At 62.0% G+C, this 17,108-nt stretch carries 18 protein-coding genes; 11 read left to right on the top strand and 7 right to left on the bottom strand.

Annotation, left to right across the window (positions count from 1 at the left end):
* Positions 1 to 4 precede the first annotated feature (4 nt).
* On the top strand, positions 5 to 661 hold the full coding sequence (locus ACFUOZ_RS08000; RefSeq protein WP_377546545.1) for a GntR family transcriptional regulator: 657 nt from the start codon (positions 5 to 7) through the stop codon (positions 659 to 661).
* Between the two features lies 1 nt (position 662).
* Here the strand turns inward: ACFUOZ_RS08000 and ACFUOZ_RS07995 are convergent, their stop codons facing one another.
* Positions 663 to 1,685 carry a LacI family DNA-binding transcriptional regulator gene (locus tag ACFUOZ_RS07995; RefSeq protein ID WP_377546543.1) on the bottom strand — a complete coding sequence of 341 codons (1,023 nt, stop codon included), beginning with the start codon at positions 1,683 to 1,685 and terminating at the stop codon, positions 663 to 665.
* Positions 1,686 to 1,835: 150 nt separating this feature from the next.
* Between ACFUOZ_RS07995 and ACFUOZ_RS07990 the strand changes: the two genes are divergently transcribed.
* The 3 genes from ACFUOZ_RS07990 to ACFUOZ_RS07980 all read left to right on the top strand — a co-directional run bounded on the left by ACFUOZ_RS07990 (position 1,836) and on the right by ACFUOZ_RS07980 (position 5,082).
* On the top strand, positions 1,836 to 2,909 hold the full coding sequence (locus tag ACFUOZ_RS07990; RefSeq protein WP_377546541.1) for a C45 family autoproteolytic acyltransferase/hydolase: 1,074 nt from the start codon (positions 1,836 to 1,838) through the stop codon (positions 2,907 to 2,909).
* A 36-nt stretch (positions 2,910 to 2,945) separates the two neighbouring features.
* Positions 2,946 to 4,280, top strand: a complete 1,335-nt coding sequence (locus tag ACFUOZ_RS07985; protein ID WP_377546539.1) for an MFS transporter — start codon at positions 2,946 to 2,948, stop codon at positions 4,278 to 4,280.
* Between the two features lie 64 nt (positions 4,281 to 4,344).
* On the top strand, positions 4,345 to 5,082 hold the full coding sequence (locus tag ACFUOZ_RS07980; RefSeq protein WP_377546537.1) for a VOC family protein: 738 nt from the start codon (positions 4,345 to 4,347) through the stop codon (positions 5,080 to 5,082).
* A 38-nt stretch (positions 5,083 to 5,120) separates the two neighbouring features.
* Here the strand turns inward: ACFUOZ_RS07980 and ACFUOZ_RS07975 are convergent, their stop codons facing one another.
* From ACFUOZ_RS07975 to ACFUOZ_RS07965, 3 genes are all read right to left on the bottom strand, one after another.
* Complete coding sequence (locus ACFUOZ_RS07975) at positions 5,121 to 6,095, bottom strand: acyl-CoA thioesterase (protein ID WP_377546535.1); 975 nt, start codon at positions 6,093 to 6,095, stop codon at positions 5,121 to 5,123.
* 73 nt (positions 6,096 to 6,168) lie between these two features.
* The gene (locus tag ACFUOZ_RS07970; protein ID WP_377546533.1) at positions 6,169 to 6,735 is read right to left on the bottom strand and encodes a hypothetical protein; all 567 of its coding nucleotides are present in this window, start codon (positions 6,733 to 6,735) and stop codon (positions 6,169 to 6,171) included.
* Positions 6,732 to 7,064 (bottom strand): PEP-utilizing enzyme, encoded by a 333-nt coding sequence (locus ACFUOZ_RS07965; protein WP_377546531.1) that lies wholly within the window; start codon positions 7,062 to 7,064, stop codon positions 6,732 to 6,734. The genes ACFUOZ_RS07970 and ACFUOZ_RS07965 overlap by 4 nt, the downstream gene beginning before the upstream one ends.
* Positions 7,065 to 7,208: 144 nt before the next feature.
* Between ACFUOZ_RS07965 and aztD the strand changes: the two genes are divergently transcribed.
* On the top strand, positions 7,209 to 8,522 hold the full coding sequence (gene aztD / locus ACFUOZ_RS07960; protein WP_377546529.1) for a zinc metallochaperone AztD: 1,314 nt from the start codon (positions 7,209 to 7,211) through the stop codon (positions 8,520 to 8,522).
* 6 nt (positions 8,523 to 8,528) lie between these two features.
* Here aztD and ACFUOZ_RS07955 read toward each other — a convergent pair whose 3' ends face one another.
* Positions 8,529 to 9,470: a sugar-binding transcriptional regulator gene (locus ACFUOZ_RS07955; protein ID WP_377546527.1), complete on the bottom strand. Its 942-nt coding sequence runs from the start codon at positions 9,468 to 9,470 to the stop codon at positions 8,529 to 8,531.
* Positions 9,471 to 9,615: 145 nt separating this feature from the next.
* Between ACFUOZ_RS07955 and ACFUOZ_RS07950 the strand changes: the two genes are divergently transcribed.
* The 5 genes from ACFUOZ_RS07950 to ACFUOZ_RS07930 all read left to right on the top strand — a co-directional run bounded on the left by ACFUOZ_RS07950 (position 9,616) and on the right by ACFUOZ_RS07930 (position 14,571).
* A complete protein-coding gene (locus tag ACFUOZ_RS07950) occupies positions 9,616 to 10,950 on the top strand; it encodes a sugar ABC transporter substrate-binding protein (RefSeq protein WP_262276622.1) in 1,335 nt (444 codons plus the stop codon).
* Between the two features lie 80 nt (positions 10,951 to 11,030).
* Positions 11,031 to 11,891, top strand: coding sequence for a carbohydrate ABC transporter permease (locus ACFUOZ_RS07945; RefSeq protein WP_377546524.1), 861 nt, complete (start codon positions 11,031 to 11,033; stop codon positions 11,889 to 11,891).
* On the top strand, positions 11,888 to 12,784 hold the full coding sequence (locus ACFUOZ_RS07940) for a carbohydrate ABC transporter permease (protein ID WP_377546522.1): 897 nt from the start codon (positions 11,888 to 11,890) through the stop codon (positions 12,782 to 12,784). Before ACFUOZ_RS07945 ends, ACFUOZ_RS07940 begins: the two co-directional genes overlap by 4 nt.
* 28 nt (positions 12,785 to 12,812) lie before the next feature.
* Positions 12,813 to 13,856, top strand: a complete 1,044-nt coding sequence (locus ACFUOZ_RS07935; RefSeq protein WP_377546519.1) for an NAD(P)-dependent alcohol dehydrogenase — start codon at positions 12,813 to 12,815, stop codon at positions 13,854 to 13,856.
* Positions 13,857 to 13,869: 13 nt separating this feature from the next.
* A complete protein-coding gene (locus ACFUOZ_RS07930; protein WP_377546516.1) occupies positions 13,870 to 14,571 on the top strand; it encodes an HAD family hydrolase in 702 nt (233 codons plus the stop codon).
* A gap of 85 nt (positions 14,572 to 14,656) precedes the next feature.
* Here ACFUOZ_RS07930 and ACFUOZ_RS07925 read toward each other — a convergent pair whose 3' ends face one another.
* Positions 14,657 to 15,091 (bottom strand): DoxX family protein, encoded by a 435-nt coding sequence (locus ACFUOZ_RS07925; RefSeq protein ID WP_377546513.1) that lies wholly within the window; start codon positions 15,089 to 15,091, stop codon positions 14,657 to 14,659.
* Positions 15,092 to 15,159: 68 nt separating this feature from the next.
* A complete protein-coding gene (locus tag ACFUOZ_RS07920; RefSeq protein ID WP_377546511.1) occupies positions 15,160 to 15,726 on the bottom strand; it encodes an antibiotic biosynthesis monooxygenase in 567 nt (188 codons plus the stop codon).
* A 41-nt stretch (positions 15,727 to 15,767) separates the two neighbouring features.
* Here ACFUOZ_RS07920 and ACFUOZ_RS07915 point away from each other — a divergent pair, with 41 nt between their 5' ends.
* Positions 15,768 to 17,108 carry an MATE family efflux transporter gene (locus tag ACFUOZ_RS07915; protein ID WP_377546508.1) on the top strand — a complete coding sequence of 447 codons (1,341 nt, stop codon included), beginning with the start codon at positions 15,768 to 15,770 and terminating at the stop codon, positions 17,106 to 17,108.

Below are 17,108 nucleotides of genomic sequence, written 5' to 3'. Positions count from 1 at the left end.
CACCATGGCCGCCACAGCCTCCCTGCTGGGACTGGAGAAAAAGAGCCTTCGCGAACAGGCGCTCGCAGCCCTGCGCACCGCGATCACCAGCGGGGAGCTCGAGCCGGGGCGGCACCTGGTGGAGACCGAGCTTTCCGAAATGCTCCAGATCAGCAGGGGCACCCTGCGAGAAGCTCTCCGTCAGCTGGAACAGGAAGGGTTGATCTCCGCCGGACCGCGTGGCCGCATGTCCGTGCGGCATCTGGACGTCAAGGAAATCCGGGACATCTTCGCTGTCCGCGGGGTGCTGGAGTCGTTGGCTGCCCGGACCCTGAGCGACATGCCGGACAAGGAGGCCGCTCTCGCAGAGTTGCGTGCCGCCGTCGAAAATATGGACAAAGCCGCTAAATCCTCACTGGAGGAGCGCATCGAATCGGACCTCGAGTTTCACCGCACGCTCTGTCGCCTGTCCGGAAATGAGACGTTGCTGCATTCGTGGGAATCCCTGGAGGGCTCCATCCGGATGTCCATCATGTTCGCCGGGCTGGAACGCGCCACGCGCAACATGAGCGTCGGCCGGCATCACGACATTGTTGCCGCTATTGAGACCGGGAATGCTGCGAAAGCGCGGGAAACGATTATCGAGCACATGAATGGCGCTGCCGAGAATTTGGTGGGGTAGTTCAGGCCGGGTCCCTTCGGGTGGAGGCCCTGGGCCGAAGCCGTGCCTTGGCCAGGAAGGGCCCGGGTGCCGTGCCCGTCCTCAGCAGCTCCTGAAGCATGTCAAGCAAAGCATCAGCGCACGCCGCCGGGTTCAGTTCGAAGGCAGTGATGGCTGGCCTGCTCGAGCGGGAATGCTCTGAGTCGGAGGCCGCAGCGATGACAACCTCAGCCGGGATATTGAGTCCTGCGGCCAAAAACTCAAGCTGCACCCCCGCCGCGTGACGACCCGTTAGGCACAAAACGGCGTCGGGGACGCCGTCGGCCAGAATTCTCCTTCCCACCTCGCGTCCGCCGTCCACCCCGCTGCGCTCCGCCTGCTCGTAGACCTTCGGCCGGACGCCGTGGGTATGACACCACGTGAGATACTCCTGCCGAAAATCCTGGTTCCAGGAGTTTCTGTCGGTGCCCGGAACCAGGACTACCTCCCGGGCGCCGGCATTTTCAAAGTGGGCCAGTGCCTGCCGCGCGGACAAGGGATCGTCCTCTGAGGCCCAATGGCTAAAGTCCGGACGCCCCGGGATCTTGCCGTAACAGACGTAGGGGATGCGACGTTTGTCCAGTACTGCCGCCACGGGATCATTTTCATGGGGACTCATAATGATGTATCCGTCCATGGAGAAGGCCAAGGGTGGGACCGGTTGACGGCTGAGGTCGGGAACCAGGGTGATGCTGAGTCCCTTGGCCAGCGCCTTGGCCGAGACAATGCCAACGAACCGTTCGAAAACATCAACACCCGCCGGTGTGTAATCGCCCAAGGCGTCCAAAGAACGCAACACCAAGCCCACGGCTCCGATGCTGCCCTGCCTCATTCCCCTCGCAAATGCGTCGGCCTGGTAGCCAAGCTCATCAGCTGCTGCCTTAACCCGGGTACGGGTGGCTTCACTGATGGTGCCCTTGCCGTTGAGGGCGTGCGAGACCGCTGTTATGGACACGCCTGCCAGCCGCGCCACGTCCCTGATGGTGATGCCTTCGCCCCGCGCCATGCCGCTCCTTTGTGACTCTCGAGGCCCTGACCAGCGAAAACACGCGGATCGTTACTTCAGTCTGAGAACCTGAAACGAAGCCTTGTATAAAACGTTTTACTACCCTAACGTGATCTGCATCTCAACACAACAGCCCTCAAAGGAACCCCCATGAAGCTTTTCACCCACCTGTCGAGTACCCAGGACCCGGTCGAGCGCGGCGAAGCATTAGGCCTGGAGTTTGGCGACAAATTCTCGGCAGTGGCCAAGCTCTATCTGGAACATTTCGAGGGCCTGGGAATCTCCGCGGAAAAGGTGCGGCGCATCGCTGAAACGAGCCACGCTTCCTTGCAAGCCTGGGCGCCGGACCTGGCTGCGGAAGCCGATGCAACAGCGCGTGCAGCGCGAATGGAACCTTGGAAACTTGCTGCGGTCGGTGCGCGCACGGAGATCCTTGCGGTCCAGCCGCCCCGGCCGGCGGGCGAATGTTCCACAGCTGTCCTCACCGGCCCCGGACGTTCTCCGGAAACCTTGCAGACGTGGGACTGGCACGACTTCCTGGTCCCGTACGCTCTCCTGTCCAGCTTTGTCTCGCATGCAGGCCTAAAGGTGAAAATGTTCACCGAGTTCGGGACCGCGGCCAAAATCGGTGTCAACAACGCAGGGATAGGGCTTCACTTCAACATCCTGGCGCACTCCAGCGACTCCGACCAAGGGGGAGTTCCAGTCCATGCAGTTGCCCGGCGGGTGCTGGATCAGGCCACGAACCTGGAAGAGGCAAGGACCATTGCCGCAAGCGCAACCGTGAGTGCCTCAACTTCCCTCACTGTTTTCGAGGCTTATGATGCCGGCTCCCGCGCAGCGGGCTTCGAACTCTCGCCGGCAGGCCTGGGCGACGTCGGGCCAGGCCAGGATGGATGGCTGTTTCACACGAACCACTTCCTGGAACCCGGGTTGTTCCGGGGAGACACGATGCCTGCTGACTCCAGCACGGCCGAGCGCTACCAGCACTTGGACGACATTCGTGGCGCGTTGGCTGGTCTTCAACCGCGCGATCGCGCCGCAGCCGCGTGCGCCGGGCTCGGCGAAAGCGCTCCCATTTGCATGAGCGCTGACACGAGCAAGCCGCTCATTGAGCAGTGGAGAACTCTCCTCACCATAAGCGTCGACGTCGAAGACTTCGCCTTGGATTTCTACGCCGGCCGCCCCGACCAAGCCGCTTCCCACGGTCTTGAACGCTTCTGAATCCCAGCAACCCCCATCACCCCAAAGGATCACACCATGTCCGAAGCACCAACCTCTCCAGCGGTTCCGGTTTCGCCGCAACAACCCCGGAACCTGGGTCAGCAAGCCACCACGGCAGTTCGCACCTTCTTTATTTCAGGGTTCGGAACAGCCCTGGAATTCTACGACTTCATTGTCTACGGCCTCGCCGCCGCCCTTGTCTTTCCAACGCTCTTCTTCCCGGCAACCGACCGTATGACAGGAACCTTGGTTGCCTTTGCCGCTTTCGGAGCCGGATTCATTGTCCGTCCTCTCGGGGGCATCATCGTGGGCCACTTTGGAGACCGGGTTGGACGGAAGTCCATGCTGGTCATGACTCTGATGCTCATGGGAACCAGTACATTCCTGATCGGTTGCCTTCCGACCTATGACAACGCGGGCCTGCTCGCGCCAGTCCTCCTGGTGGTGTTGCGACTTCTGCAGGGCTTCGCCGCCGGTGGAGAGTGGGGCGGATCCGCTTTGTTTGGCATCGAAAACTCCCCCGAGAACCGACGTGGCCTGTGGGGCAGCTTCACCAGTACAGGCATTGGTATCGGCAGCCTGTTTGGCACTGGCGTCTTTACGATTATGACGCTGCTTCCTGAGACCGAACTTCTCGCGTGGGCCTGGCGGGTTCCGTTCTGGTTGGGCGGATTGCTTGTTCTCATCGGCATCATTGCGCGTACACGCATGCCTCATGATTCCGTGAACCGGGAACATGCCCCCCGGGTGCCGTTGCTGGCGGCCATCAAGCGCCACCCTAAGCAAATGCTGCTCGCGATTGGAGTGGCGTTCGGTTACAACACCATCGCCTACATCGGCTCTCTGTTCACCGTCACCTACACCGAAGAGCGCGGCTACACGGACACCCAGTCCCTACTCTTCCAAGTGGCCGGCTCGATCGCTTTCATGTTTGCCGCGCCGTTCATGGGTCTGCTTTCCGACAGGATTGGCCGTAAGAAGGTCATCGCTGGAGGCGCGATCATCTACGCACTCTTCTTCTTCCTGTTTTTCGGACTGGTCGACAGCCAGATCATTTTCATGGCCACCGTCGCCTTTATCCTCGTCAACCTGTTCATGGCCATGCCCCAAGGATGCATCCCCGCATTCCTCGGCGAACAGTTCTCCAAGGACAGCCGCTACTCGTCCATCTCGGCAACGTACCAAACAGGCGCGGCGCTTGGCGGCGGCACTGCAGCCAGCATCGCAACCGCCCTGTTCATTGCTTTTGACCGCGGTTCAATCGGCATAGCCCTTTACTCTGGAGCGGCGTGCCTGGTGCTTGCCCTCTGCACCCTCGGGCTGAAGGAAACCTACAAGGTGCCCACCGCGCAACTCGGAACCGTGCGGTAAGAGCAGCCGGGGAGGGCTGGCGTAGTACGTTGGCCAGCCCTCTCCAGGCATAGAGTTGTGAACCATGGCACTGCGATTGGTTCAAGTGAATTTCAAGGCCCGGGATGATTCGGCCCTCGGGCAATTCTGGGCTGACGCCCTCGGCTGGGGTGTTTCCAGCGAGGGACCCGGCGTCACCAATGTGGAACCACTTGGTTTCACGTGGCCCGACCCCACGGCCGTGTGCGTGGACGTAGTCACGGTTCCGGATCCTGAGACGGTGAAGTACCGTGTCCACCTGGACCTTGCCACAACCTCTGCCGACCACCAGCGGGAGCTCGTCGAGCGGCTGAAGGGACTGGGGGCTACCCTCGCCGACATCGGCCAAGGGGATGTGCCGTGGGTGGTGATGGCTGATCCTGAAGGCAACTTGTTCTGTGTCCTAGAACCACGGCCGATCTACCAGGACACAGGTCCCATCGCCACGGTGGTGGTCAACTGCGAAGATCCCCGGGCTATGGCGGATTTCTGGAGCGAGGCCATGGACTGGACCTTGCACGAGGTAAACGATGAGCATGCGAGGTTGAGATCGTCCAAAGGCGTGGGCCCTTACCTCGAGCTCCTCAAAACTTCGGACCCGGGCGCCCTGCAGAGCCGTATCCACCTTGATCTGATGCCCTACGCGGGGGACGACCAAACCACAGAGGTGAACAGGCTGCACTCCCTTGGAGCCCATGACGCCGATGTAGGCCAAGGGGATGTTTCGTGGCGATGCCTCACGGACCCGGAAGGAAACGACTTCTGTGTGCTGAGGGCCGGCTAGCTGTAGCGGCCCGCCCGGGCCAGCCCAGCCCAGGGCGACTAGCGCCCAGCCGCCTTCAACAAGTGGTCCGGCAGCCGGTTACCCGGTGCGCGCCCCCGGATTTCAAGGAGTTCGCGCGCATGTGCGTGCAGCTTCTTGTCCTCGGCGGACACAGGAACCCACTCGGGGATCGGCACGGCAGTACCGGTTTCATCGCGCGCCACCATCACAGTGAGGCAGTACGTGGTCAGGTTCATCTCGCGGGTCTTGGGGTCGCCTGAACGAACGTGGACCGCGATGTGCATGCCCTTCGCGCCGGTGTAAACGAGTCGGGCCTCAACTTCCACCACGTGGCCGATCAGCAGTGGCCGGTAGAAACGAACGCCCCCGGAAAAGACCGCCACGGTGTCCTTGCCGCAGTACCTGGAGGCGCAAACGTACGCGGCCTCGTCGATCCACTTCATCACGATGCCGCCGTGGACCTTGCCGCCCCAGTTCACATCAGTGGGGGATGCCATGAACCGCAGCGTGACGCGCTCGGCGGTTCCGGCGTCGGTATATTCCTGGGCGTTCATCGCATTGACGATCTGCTCCCGGACCTCAATTCGCGCCAACGCGTGATCGCGGGCCTCGATCTCGGCAGGCGTGGAAGGCTCAAACTGGGGGACCGGGATCGGCTTGCCGTCGGGTCCGACGGCCACGAAGATCACCATGCACTGGCTGTGCATCGTCTCCGGGCCACCCTTGGGATCACGCGAGCTGACCACAGTGTGGATGTGCATGGAGGAACGGCCCGTGTAGACAATGGTGGACGTCACTTCCACCATGTCCCCGCTGTTCACCGGGTCAGTGAAGTGGATGTTGCCCACATAGGCAGTGACGCAATAGGACTTGGCCCATCCGACAGCGGCTGCATAGGCAGCCTTGTCCACCCATTCAAGGACAGTGCCGGCGTCAACGGATCCGCTGTGGCCCACGTCCATGGGGGCTGCGAGGAAACGGAGGGTCACGGAATTCGAGGGGGACTCGCTCATGCTCGAAGTTTACTGGCGCCGTGTTTCTGTTACGTGTGTAAGACGGATCCCGTTGTCCGCTCGGGCAGACACCTCATATGTGGCGCTGGATGCCGAGGGTGGCGATGAGGTCCTCATGGAGTTCGAACCAGACGCGATGGTAGGAGTCGCGGTCAGTGGCGGTGAGCCATGCGGCATCGTTGGCGGACTGCTTAAGCGCCTGCAGCAGGCGTAATGAGTAGCCGTCGAACCGAGGAAGCTGCCGGGTAAGCTGCGCTTCCAGGGGTCGCCACGCCGCGAGGGCGCCAATCAGGACATCCGTGGCCTCCGGACCGCTGGACGTCCCCAACTGTATGCCGCTGCAGGCCTTGACCACGCCATGGTTGAAGTCCGTAAAGTCGTCATGAACCGCCGCTGCCAGCGATCGCGCGCCTGTCGCGTCCAACTCTTTCGAGAGCAGCCGCTCGTTCTCTGCGCGCCCGAGGTTGGAGAGCAGCCAGCCACTGCTTCCGGCAAAGGTGCGGCGCGAAACGAAGCCGTTTATGCCGGCTTCGATGAGGACGGATTCCACCACACTGCGGTCCTGGGAGAACCGCGCGGCAACGGCCCCGGTGTCGGCGAACCCCAGCAGTCGCACGGCGTGCAGGGTGAGGAGAGTCATTGCAGGTCCATCACGGTAACGGTTCCCGCGGATCCATCAACGGCCACAAGACTGCCGTCCACCACCAAATCCAAGGCAGTCCGCAGGCTCACAACAGCCGGAATCCCATACTCCCGGGCAACGATCGCGGCATGTGACAACATTCCACCCGTTTCTGTGACAACAGCCGATGCGATGCCGAACAAGGGCGTCCACGCGGGATCGGTGGTGCGACACACCAGCACGTCACCTGCACGTAAGCGGGCGAAGTCGTCCGGTCCTTGAATGACGCGGGCCGTTCCGCTGACCTGGCCAGCACTGGCAGCGGTTCCCGTCAGGACCGCGGCCATGTCAGGCCTTCCGCCCGGGCCACGAACAAAAGCGCAGTTTCGACGGCGTCCATCTCACCTCGGGCCGCAGACAGTCTGTTGATGCATGGTGCAATTCTACTGTTTCGATTTGCTCTCTAAATGAGAATCAATATCATTTAACGCATGTCTCATCACCCGAACCCCACCACTGCCTCCTTGCCCGCGCGGAAGCGTCGCCTTTACGTCGGGCCGATTGCCGCCGTCGGGCTTTCAGCCCTTCTCCTCACCGCCTGCGCCGCACCCGGCGGTTCCGCCGGCAGCGGGACCGACGAATCGCCGTCGTCCGCTTCGAAGCCGAGCCCCAAAGAGGCAGGCGCGCCGACGCCCCGCCTGGTTTACACGCACGACGGCGGCATCGGAGTCCTCGACGCCGCCTCCCTTGCCGAAGTGGGAAGTGCCGAGTTGGCTGGCTTCAACCGCCTCAACCCGGCGGGCGATGGCCGGCACGTGTTCGTCTCCACCGGCGACGCCTTCCGCCTCTTCGACGCCGGCGCATGGTCGGAACCGCACGGGGACCACAGCCACCATTACCTGGCCGAACCGGCGCTGACGGACTATGCATTCGACGCTGACAAGGCTGGACATGTAGTGCTGCATGCGGGCAAGACCGTGCTGTTCAGCGACGGATCCGGCAAGGTTGAGAGCTTCAAGAGCTCCGCACTCGGCGCCGCCGTGGAAGACGGAAAGCTGCCCGCCACCGATGTCTACACCACCCCCGAGGCTCACCACGGCGTCGCTGTGGAGCTCGAAGACGGCAAGCTGCTGGTGACACTCGGCAACGAGGAAAGCCGGTCGGGGATCGCCGTGCTCTCTGCGGGGAAGGGCCAGGACCGCCAGGAAATCCTCCGCAACGAGGACTGCCCCGGAGTCCACGGCGAGGCCGTCGCAGCCGGTGAAGCCGTTGTGGTCGGCTGCGAAAACGGCATGCTCATCTACAAGGATGGCGCCATCACCAAGGTGGCCAGCCCCGACCCCTATGGCCGCTTGGGCAACCAGGCCGGATCGGAAAAATCGCCCGTAATCCTGGGCGACTACAAGGTGGACAAGGCCGCCAAGCCTGAACGGCCCACGCGGATCTCATTGGTCAACACCGAAACGGCCGCGATGCAGCTCGTGGACATCGGCACCAGCTATTCGTTCCGCTCGCTGGGCCGCGGCCCCGCAGGTGAGGCACTGGTACTCGGCACCGATGGTGGCCTTCGGGTGATCGATCCGCTCTCCGGCGCGGTCACGGCAACCATCCCCGTGGTGGCGCCTTGGGAGGAGTCGGCCACATGGCAGGACCCGCGGCCCACCCTTTTCGTCCAGGGCTCGACGGCGTACGTCACCGAGCCTGCGACCCAGTCACTTCACGCTGTGGACCTGAAGGCGGGCAAGGTGGCGAAGTCGGCGAAGCTTGAGCACACCCCGAATGAACTCACGGGCGTGACGGGCTAGGGGCCCTCACCTCTTGACGGCCGCCAATGCAGCCTTTGCGGTGCCCACGTCGGTGACGAGGGTATCCACAAGACCTGATTTCAGTGCCGCGATCACAGCTCGTTCCTTGCCCGGCCCGCCTCCGAGGGCCACCTTGAGTGGTACGGAAGCCAGCTGCTGTGTGGTGATTCCGATCATGCGGTCGTCAAGAAGGTGGAGCTCCTTGCCCTGGGCGTCGAGGAGGGTGGTGCCGATTTCAGCCGTGACGCCCTGTTCCATCAATGCGCCGAGCTCTCCCGCCTCATCGAGAAGGCTGGCCAGGAGGGAACTGTGGGGCCATCCACCCACGGTGAAAACGGCCTTGTCCAGTAAGTCCATCCGCTTCAAAGCCTGTCGAACCCCCGGCTGGCCCCTGATTACCTGCGCCGCGACGGGATCAGTCGCTATGACTGGCGAATGAAGCGGGTACATCCGTCCTTGTGCCACCCGGCGCAACTCCATGATGACCTCCAGATTGTCATCATCCGTCGAAGCGACGCCTGTTAGCTGCACCAAATCGCAATTCGGAGCGGTCTGGATTCGTGCGCAGGTTTCCAGAATGGTTCTACCCGGTCCCAGCCCGAGGATGTCATCCTCTTCGATGAGCTCCGAGAGGAGCTTTGAAGCGACGGCGGCGATGGCGGCGCGCGCCGCCTTGTCACCCTCAGCCGCGGGAACGCAGACAATTGCCGACTCCATGCCGTAGCGGGAAGCCAGCGCCTTGGAAAGCGTGGCATCGATGGGGTCGGGGAGGCGGGGCGTGACTTCCACCAGCCCTTGTTCTCGGGCGTACTTCACCATGCGGCCGACGGCAAAGCGGGAAACCCCCAATTCCTCGGCTATATCCACTGTTGGGCGTCCGAATTTCAGGTGCTGCATGGCCGCGTAGACGTGGCGCAGCTGCTCTTCCATGCTCAATTCCTTGCTCACCTGAGCATCATAGACCAGGTTGTGAGCGCTCTCATTAGTCTTTCATCTACACCCGGTGGCACCGACGCCGCCGGGTTGCCGTGAGTCCAAGGAGTAGATGATGGAAGTTCAGCGTTTCCGCCCGAGCCGTCGCACCGTTATGCAAATGGCAGTGACCGCAGTAGCCGCTACGGCTACTCTCGCCGCCTGCTCGCCCGGAGGCGGAGCGGATTCCACAGCCGACGTCGATTCATTCGGCTGGCGGAACTTCGAAGGAAAAAGCCTCAATCTTTTGATGAGCGAGCACCCGCTCTCCGCAGCGATCAAGCCGCAGCTCAATGACTTTGAGACGAAGACCGGAATCAAGGTGAACCTTGAGACCCTCAGTGAATCCGACTACATGGTGAAGATCCTGACCGAGCTTCAGTCCGGCTCCGGCGCCTACGACGTCTTCATGACCTCGCAGCCCATGAATTACCAATACGCGGCGGCAGGTTGGATCGAAGACCTGCAGCCTTGGGTGGATAACTCCAAGCACACCGCCCCGGATTACGACATCAACGACTTCTTTCCGGCTTTGTTGAGCGCTGAACGTTGGGACAAAACCAACTTCGGGGGCGCCGGAAAAGGCGGCCTGTGGGCGATCCCGGCGAACGAGGAAGGCTACGCGCTCTTCTATCGCAAGGACATTCTTGAGGCCAATAACGTTGAAGTGCCCCAAACCATCGACCAACTCATCGCCGCAGCCCAGAAGCTCAACGGAGTCGAATTCGGTGGGAAGAAGATCTCAGGCTTCGTCAGCCGTGGCGACAAGACCTATCCCACGCTGAACCCCTTCTCCACCTTCGCCGGCGCCTACGGGGTCAAGGACATCACCGATGGAAAAGCCACCGTCAACTCGCCGGAGGGCATTGAAGCAACCAGCAAGTGGGTGGAATTGATGAAGACAGCGCCCAAGGCTGCCAGCACTTACACCTGGTATGAGGCACAGCAGGACTTCCTCGCAGGTACTTCGGCGTTCTACATCGACGCCGACCATATGGCCCCGGACTTTGAGAAAAAGGGAAGTGCCATCGCCGGCAAGGTGGGATATGCCTTGCCACCTGAGGGTCCCAAGGGCCGCTCCTCGAGCATGTGGCTCTGGTCGCTGGGAATGAACTCATCGTCGAAAAACAAGGGCGCGGCCTGGCAATTCATGCAATGGGCTACCTCCAAAGAGCTCCTTACGTCCGCCATCGCAGCTGGAAACATGAACCCAACGCGTATGTCAGTGGCCAACAGCCCGGAGATGGTCCAAGCCACCGCCGGCTGGGGGGACTACAACAAGACGTGGACTGAAATCCTGTCCAAGTACGCGTCCTGGCCCTATTCGCCGTCGGCCAGTTGGACGAACGCAGGCGACATCTGGGCCACGGCCATCCAGTCCGCAATTTTGGGGCAGGCCTCCGTCGAGGACGCCCTGAATGACGCTGCAAAAAAGATTGACGCCGTTATCAAGTAACCCTGCCGACACTCCTCGCGGTCCTGGGGGCGCAAAGTCGCGTCGACCGCCGGGCAGAGTTGCACTAACCAAGGGAACCAATGAAACACAAACCTTCTCTTCCCTACCTATTGCTCTTACCCGCCCCGGCGCTGCTGGTGGCAATTCTCTACCCATTCCTCACGGGGGCATGGTGGTCGTTTACCTCGTATCGGCTCAACCGGGGCGCTCCCGTGCCCAACTGGGGCGAGAACTTCCTGAATCTCTTTTCGAGCGGGGAGGGCCTGCACGCAATCGCCATAACGCTCGGCTATGCCGTCGTCGTAGTAGTTCTTGAATGCCTGTTCGGCGTAGGACTGGCGATGCTGCTCAACTACGTAGGCCGGATTGGAAACTCTTTCCGGTTACTGATAGTTCTTCCGCTGCTCCTGCCTCCGGTAGTCGCGGCTCTCATGTGGAAGGTCATGCTGACCGAAAACGGTGTTGTGAACTGGTTGCTGGAGTCGGTCGGGTCCCAGAAGCTGCTCTGGCTCAACGGACCGGACAGCGCCCTCTGGTCTGTGGTCCTAATCGACGTCTGGATCTTCACCCCCTTCGTCATGCTTCTGGCACAAGCAGGTCTGAAGAGCGTTCCGAAAGAACTCAGCGAGGCTTCCGCGATGGATGGGGCGGGCCCTGTTCGAAACTTCATTTCCGTGACGCTGCCGATGCTCATGCCCGTCCTGGTGGTCATCGTCACCTTCCGGGGCATTGACTCGCTGAAGATGTTCGACATCATCTACACCACCACCAAAGGTGGCCCGGTGGATGCGACTACCAACCTGCACGTCATGGCCTATCTGGACGGCATACGCAACCTGAACTTCGGCGCGGCCATGGCGGCACTGATCGTCCTTTGGCTTCTTTGCTACCTCATCTCCTTTTTTCTGCTCAAGGCCCGTCGTAAGGAGGCATTTTCATGAGCAGCACAGTTATGGAGTCCGCGGCACGTGCCCAAGGGGCTCCTCCGGTTCCCGGCACTTCCCGCCGGGAAAGGTCCAAAAGACTTCGACGCTCGGCGGCAATCACCGTTCTCGCGCTCTGGACCGTGTTCGCATTGGCGCCGATTGTCTGGATCCTGATGATGTCCTTCAAGACGCCAGGCGACATCGTTGTTTATCCGCCCAAATTCTTCTTTGCTCCAACGCTGGACAACTACGTGAAGGTGCTCAGTGGCAGCGCTTTCATGACACCGTTCGTGAACTCCTTGATCGTCACGCTGGGGTCGCTGGTGTTGACCTTGCTGGTTGGCCTTCCTACCGCCTATGCCCTGGCCCGCTTCAAGTTCCGGGGCCGCGAGAACATTGCGTTCAGCATCCTGTCCCTGCGTTTCGCTCCAGAGCTGCTCATCATCCTGCCGCTCTACCTGATCTTTCAAAAGATCGGCCTGTACGACAACTATCTGGGGCTGATACTGGCTTACCAGCTCGTGACGCTGCCGATGCTTGTGTGGATGCTCCGATCCTTCATTGAGGATCTGCCTGTCGAGCTGGAGGAAGCGGTGGCCATGGACGGTGGCAACCGCTGGACGGCGTTCCGGCACGTGCTGTTCCGGTTGATCGCACCCGGTCTTGGCGCCAGTCTGATGCTTTCCTTCATCTGGGCCTGGAACAGCTACACCTTGCCCCTTGTCCTGAGCGGCAAAAACACTCAGGTGATCACCACCGGCATTCAGCAGTACATCGCCTACCAGTCCATTGACTGGGGCCCGATGGCGGCAGCCACTGTCGTTTCCATGGTCCCGGGCATCCTCTTTGCTCTCTTCTCCTTGCGCTGGATCGTCGGTGGTCTCACTGCCGGCACGGTCAAGGGCTGATTACTTCCCGATTCGAAAGGACATTCACATGCCAATCCCTACCACCATGCGCGCCAGCGTCCTGACCTCACCCAAGACCATAGAACTGAAGGAGGTTGCAGTTCCGGAACCGCAGCCGGGCCAGGTGCTGGTACGTGTGACAGCCGTGGGCGTTTGTGGTTCGGACACCCACTTTTACGAGACCGGCTCCATTGGTGACATTGTCGTCGAGGGCCCGATCGTGCTGGGGCACGAAACGGCCGGTCAGATTGTCGCCGTCGGACCTGGCGTCGACAGCAGCCGCGTCGGAACGCGGGTGGCGGTTGAGCCGCAGACACCCTGCAGAAAGTGCGATTACTGCAAGACGGGCCGCTATCACCTGTGCCGGGACATTTTGTTTTACGGGGCTTGGCCTGTGGACGGCTCCTTTTCCGAGTATGTGATCGTGGACGATGACTTTGCCCATGCCGTTCCGGAGTCGATTTCCGATGAGCAGGCAGCCCTTCTCGAGCCGCTTTCAGTCGCCGTACATGCGGCCCGGCGGGCAGGCGTGAAGGCAGGTGACAAAGTCCTTATCACTGGTGCTGGACCGATTGGCGTCATGAATGTCCAGGTCGCCAGGGCCCTTGGTGCCAGTGAGGTGGTCATCAGCGACCCGATTGCGCATCGGCGTGAGTTTGCCTTGGCGCACGGTGCGGACATTGCTTTGGACCCCACCAAAAGCGGCTTGGACGAGTACGCAGAGTACTTCGACGTTTACATCGATGCTTCGGGAAACGCTCGGGCCATTTTGCCGGCCTTCCCGGCGGTCAAGCGTGGTGGAACCGCCTGCCTGGTGGGGATGGGAGGGGAAGAGCTCAACGTTCCCATCGCAATGATCCAACACCGCGAAATCACGCTGACCGGGACTTTCCGATACGTGAACACATGGCCAACTGCCATTGCGCTGTTGGCATCCGGGGCTGTGGATGTGGAAGGCATCGTTACTGGTCGATACGGACTGGAGGACGTTGAAGAGTCGCTGATGAAGGCCAAGAAGGACCCGCTGGCGATTAAAACAATGGTCATCCCCGGCCCCCAGGCAAAGCTGTAGCAGGACGATCGCGTTGAACCGGACTGACAATAAAAGGGTCGTCGAATGGGAAATCAGTGAGTTCCTCTTCGATATGGATGGAACGCTCCTGGATTCCATCGCGGCGGTGGAGCAGGCGTGGCATGAATGGGCGGTCGAGGAGGGGGTGACCATTCCGGAGGGGGAGTCGTTTCACGGACGCACCTCGCGGGACCTGGCCGCGGCCTTTGTCCCTGAAGAACGCATAGCTGCTGCACTTCTCCGGCTCAGCGAAATTGAGCAGCATCCCAAAGCCCCGGTAACTCCGCTGCCCGGAGCGCTGGAGTTGTTGGCGGCAGTTCCCGGCGACAGATGTGCGGTGGTGACCTCTGCCGCGCGCCTGGTGGCCCAGGCCCGCTTGGCCGCCGGGGGAATCACGCCGCCGGCTCTGCTAATAACGGGCGACGACGTTACCCGTGGCAAGCCGGACCCCGAGCCTTACCGGGCCGCAACGCGTTGGGCGCGGGACGGCGTGCCCCCTGTTGCCTTTGAAGACACCGTCGCCGGGTTGCAATCGGCCCGCAGTGCAGGATGCCTGACGGTCGCCCTTCCGGGGACTGCGACGGCGGAGGAGCTCCAATCGCATGCCGACGCCGTCATCACCACATTGGCCGACGTCGCCGTTTTCGTGGGGGCAGACGGCAGCCTCCGGGTGCGACTGCACGCGCTAAACCCTCTCTCACGTCCCGCCCCTTAACCACCGACGCTCTATCACTCCCTCCAAGGGAGTGATAGAGCGTCCGGGTGAAAGGGGTATTACGTGAGAGAGGGTTCGGGAGGGCTTACGCGAGAACGCGGAGCTTCGAGCCAGAGCGTCCGAACAGTGCTGCGTCGGCCGAGATGCGTCCCGCGCCTGCCAACGCCAGGGCAAGGGCCGCACCGGCGAACAGCAACACGAGCTCATACCCGCCGTTACCTACGAAGATGCCGGCCGGGGCATGCACCAGGAACAAGGCCCCCAGCATGTTGACGGCAAGGAGTGCTGCGAAAACGCGGGTCAGGAGGCCGAGGATCAGGGCAATGCCACCCACGAGTTCCAGCGTCGCCACGATCGGGGCGACTACGGAAGCGCCCGGGACGCCCATCTGCGTGAAGGATGCCTGAGTTCCGGCGATGGTGAATTCGTTGAACTTCTGCCAACCGTGCGCGGCGAAGAGAAATCCTGCAATAACGCGCAGGATGGTCAGGGCTGTGGTGGTCAAGCTGGACTTGTTCATGCTTCAACCCTTGCAGGTATTTAGTTGAAGTGTCAACTAAGCTCAGCGTGCTTTCACCGAATTCCCAGCTACTTACGAGGCTTTGCCTGCAGCCAGGGTTGAAGCAGCCGGGTGGTCACCGGCAGGAAGATGTACGTCATCAGGGGAGTCAGGATGACGATGTTGAGCAGCACGGCAAACACCAGTGGCCAGTTCTGGGTCACGGGGTGCAAAAGGAAATTGGCCAGCAGGCTCAGCGGGAAGAACGGCAGGAAGATGCTGACGGCCTGCTTCCAGCGCGGCGGCACCACCGTCTCGGGGACAACGACCGAGACGTCTCCCGGCTGCGAAAACCAACCCTCGATGCCCGTGTGCCGCTCCACGCGGGTGGTTTCCATCATTTCCCTGGCGCTGTCGATCCACCAGCGCCGTTCCTCGGAGTCCTCCCATGCCTGCAATGACTCGGCGTCGGCGAAGCGGTAGAGCATGTGCCATTCGGTGGAATCGACACCGTTGCGCACCCAGCCGGAACCGAGGTAGCCGGGCCATTCGCGGGCGAGTTCCTGCCCGGCGTGAGCCCAGGCGTTGGCTTGGCGGGTGTAGCCCGGGAGGATGGTTCGGGCGACGGAAACAGTGACGGGATGCTCATATGACACGGCCCAAATGTACCCGGCCCCCGGCAGACTAGGCTTGTTTAGTGCCTCAAACCACAATCGCTCCCGCCCGCTCGAACGCGCGCGAAATCCTTCGTCTCGCCGTCCCTGCTTTCGGCGCGCTGATTGCCGAGCCGCTCTTCCTCCTGGCCGACTCAGCGATCGTGGGGCATTTGGGGGTGGATCAGCTGGCCGGTGTGGGCCTGGCGTCCACTATCCTGCACACCGCAGTGGGACTTATGGTCTTCCTGGCATATTCGACGACGCCGGCAGTCGCCCGCGCGATCGGCGACGGGAAGCTGGGCAAGGCTTTGGCTGCAGGTCGCGACGGCGTCTGGCTGGCCCTGCTGCTGGGGCTAGTGCTCGCCGTGGTCGGCTTTGTCGCGGCTGAACACCTTGTTGGCTTCATGGGTGCGACCGGTGACGTGCACGGATTCGCTGTCGACTACCTCCGGTGGTCCATGCCCGGCCTGGCGGCGATGCTGCTGGTCTTCGCGGGCACCGGGGTTCTTCGCGGTTTGCAGGACACGCGCACGCCGCTGCTCGTGGCGACGGCCGGTTTCGCGCTCAACATTGCCCTGAACTGGTTCCTGGTTTATGACATGAACCTGTCCGTAGCGGGCTCCGCCATTGGCACGAGTATCGCCCAGTGGGCCATGGCGGCGGTCTATTTGGTGATGGTGGGCCGGAATGCGCGTCAGCACGGCGTTTCCCTGAAGCCCGACTGGCACGGCATCCGGGCCATGACCAAGGTCGGTTCGTGGCTCATGCTCCGCACGCTGAGCCTCCGTGTGGCCATCCTCGCGACGGTCGTGGTGGTGACGGCCCAGGGCGCAGTAAACCTCGCCGCACACCAGCTGGCCATGACCATCTTTTCCTTCCTCGCCTTTGCCCTGGATGCTTTGGCCATCGCGGCGCAGGCGTTGATCGGCAAGGAGCTGGGCGCCCGAAATGCGGCCAAGGCCCGCGAACTGACGCGCACCATGATCCGCTGGGGTCTGGGATTCGGCGTGATAACCGGCGTGCTGCTGGCTGTCGCGGCTCCCTGGGCCGGTTACATCTTCACGTCCGACCCCGGAGTCCTCTCGGCCCTGACGGTGGCGTTGTGGGTACTGGCGCTGGGGCAGCCCATTGCCGGGTACGTTTTCGTTCTGGACGGTGTCCTCATCGGCGCCGGCGACGCGCGCTATCTGGCGATTGCCGGCGTCGTAAATCTGGCGGTTTACTTGCCGCTGCTGGTGGCTGTCCACCAACTAAAGCCCGACGGCGCGGCGGGGCTCCTCTGGTTGTGGGCGGCGTTCGCGCTGGGCTACATGCTGGCGCGTGCGGTGACGCTGGGGCTGCGGGCGCGGACCGATCGGTGGATGGTGCTGGGTTCGCACTAA

It is taken from the genome of Paenarthrobacter sp. NPDC057355 (assembly GCF_042667405.1).
In the GTDB taxonomy this organism is placed as follows: domain Bacteria; phylum Actinomycetota; class Actinomycetes; order Actinomycetales; family Micrococcaceae; genus Arthrobacter.
This window is presented reverse-complemented; position numbering and strand designations above follow the sequence as displayed.